The organism is Deltaproteobacteria bacterium, assembly GCA_018668695.1.
In the GTDB taxonomy this organism is placed as follows: domain Bacteria; phylum Myxococcota; class XYA12-FULL-58-9; order XYA12-FULL-58-9; family JABJBS01; genus JABJBS01.
Genome location: JABJBS010000062.1, coordinates 1 through 2,078 on the forward strand (window position 1 = coordinate 1; position 2,078 = coordinate 2,078).

At 50.2% G+C, this 2,078-nt stretch carries 2 protein-coding genes; both read left to right on the top strand.

The window, feature by feature from the left end; genetic code table 11:
• The first annotated feature begins 154 nt into the window (after window positions 1–154).
• On the top strand, window positions 155–1,609 hold the full coding sequence (locus HOK28_03395; protein MBT6432111.1) for a TIGR01777 family protein: 1,455 nt from the start codon (window positions 155–157) through the stop codon (window positions 1,607–1,609).
• Between the two features lie 112 nt (window positions 1,610–1,721).
• A partial coding sequence (locus HOK28_03400) for an SDR family NAD(P)-dependent oxidoreductase (protein ID MBT6432112.1) occupies window positions 1,722–2,078 on the top strand: 357 nt, incomplete at its 3' end.

The window sequence follows — 2,078 nt, forward strand, 5'->3', positions numbered from 1 at the left end:
GAATAAAATTTTAGTTCTTTAATTTCAGCATCATACGCTAATATGTGACGCAGAGCGCCGAAACTCAGGAATAACTGAAATCTTGGTACAAGCTTGCGGTTTTTCAATGGTCATTGCGCTCAGGAGTACCCAACTTAGGGTGCGGAGGTGAATAATGAAAATATTTATGACTGGTGCAACTGGATTTGTAGGAAGAGCGACCGTCCTAAGGCTACGTAGATCAGGACACCAAGTAGTCGCCTGGGTACGAAATCCATCAAAGGCGCGCGGCGTTTTGGGCTCCGAAGCCGAATTACTGCATACCGAAAGCACTGATGCGGAGCTTCAAGCTTGCATCAACGGATGCGACGCTGTCATCAATCTCGCCGGAGAACCCGTCGCTGGTAAGCGCTGGAGTGCAGCCTATAAAGAGCGGCTGGTGAATAGCCGCACAGACTTAACAAAACGAATTGTCGACGCCATTGCTACCTCACCGAACAAGCCAAAGGTCCTCGTCTCCGCCAGTGCCGTTGGCTTCTACGGTAACCGCGGTGATGATGTACTCACCGAATCCAGTGACCAAGGCGACGGATTCCTAGCCACGCTCTGCGAGCAGTGGGAAACCGCAGCACTTGAAGCGAAAAAACACGACGTGCGTACTGCCATCATGCGCATTGGTGTCATCCTTGGCCATGGCGGCGGTGCACTTACAAAGATGCTGCCTGTGTTTCAGGCCGGTCTCGGTGGAGCACTTGGTAACGGCAATCAGTATATGCCCTGGGTGCATCTACATGATGTTATAGAGGCTATATGCTTTATGCTCGAGAACGAAAGTTCAGCAGGTATCTACAATCTCACCGCACCCTCGCCCTCCACCTCCCGTGAATTTGGAACCACACTGGCCGCCGTTTTAAAACGTCCCTCGTTCATGCCTGCACCCGCCTTTGCCATTAAAATGCTACTGGGCGAAGCCGCTTCCATTGTACTCAATAGCCAACGCGTCATGCCGAAGCACCTCTTAGATGATGGGTTTAAATTTCAATACAAAGAGCTGGACGAAGCACTGCAATCGGCCATCATTGATTCCGAAACAAAAATTCAAACACTTGAGCAAAAAAGCCCGCAGCCATGCGCGCCCCAAAGTCAGTACCTTCAAAAACGGCGACCGCGGTACCTGCTCAATACGCGAATCGTTCTCAACGCCCCTGTTGACGAAGTGTTTGCTTTCTTCTCCCGACCTGAGAACCTGGGAGCCATTACGCCGCCAGACTTGAGTTTCAATATCTTAGACGAAATTGACGATATCCAAGAAGGAACCATCATCCATTACGCTATCAACATGGGAGCGTTGCCAATGAAGTGGCAGACCCAGATTGCTCAATGGAAGCCTCAGGTACGATTTGTAGACTCTCAAACCAAGGGACCGTACACCAGCTGGTGGCATGAGCATCATTTTCTCCCAGACGGGGAGCGCACCATTATGGAAGACCGGGTCTACTATACCCCGCCTTTTGGCCTGCTCGGGCAGCTGGTGAACCACATATTTATCGCAAGTAAGCTCCGGCATATCTTCAAATTCCGTTATGGAGCCATGGAAATGCGCTTCGGAACAACAACTTCAAGGACCTGATATCATAGGGCATTACATTAATGGACTAAGCGGTAGACAAAGAATGTACGGCTAAGTGGGGTCTGCCCCTTGAATGTAGGTTCAAAAGGGCCTTTCTACAGATCAGAGCGGGATGAAACTCGCAGGACGAGAGCAAGACACGATGCGACACAAAATTTTAGACTGGATATACGAGCTAAGCGTCGTTGGTTCATACACATCATTGGGTTACAACCACCGAAAATCACGGTTCGCGCAGCTGGGCTCTGAGCAAGACCTCAGCGGTAAAGTCTATGTGGTAACTGGAGCCAATTCTGGAATCGGCCTGGCGACGACCGAGAAGCTGCTTAGTTGCGGAGCCGGGGTCGTAATGGCTTGCCGCAGTTTTGAGCGTAGCTTTGCAGTTTATCAAAGACTGATGCTCGAATTTCCAAAGTCGAGATTAGAGATCAGTCCTGTGGATGTATCAGATCTTAGCAACGTCGATGCA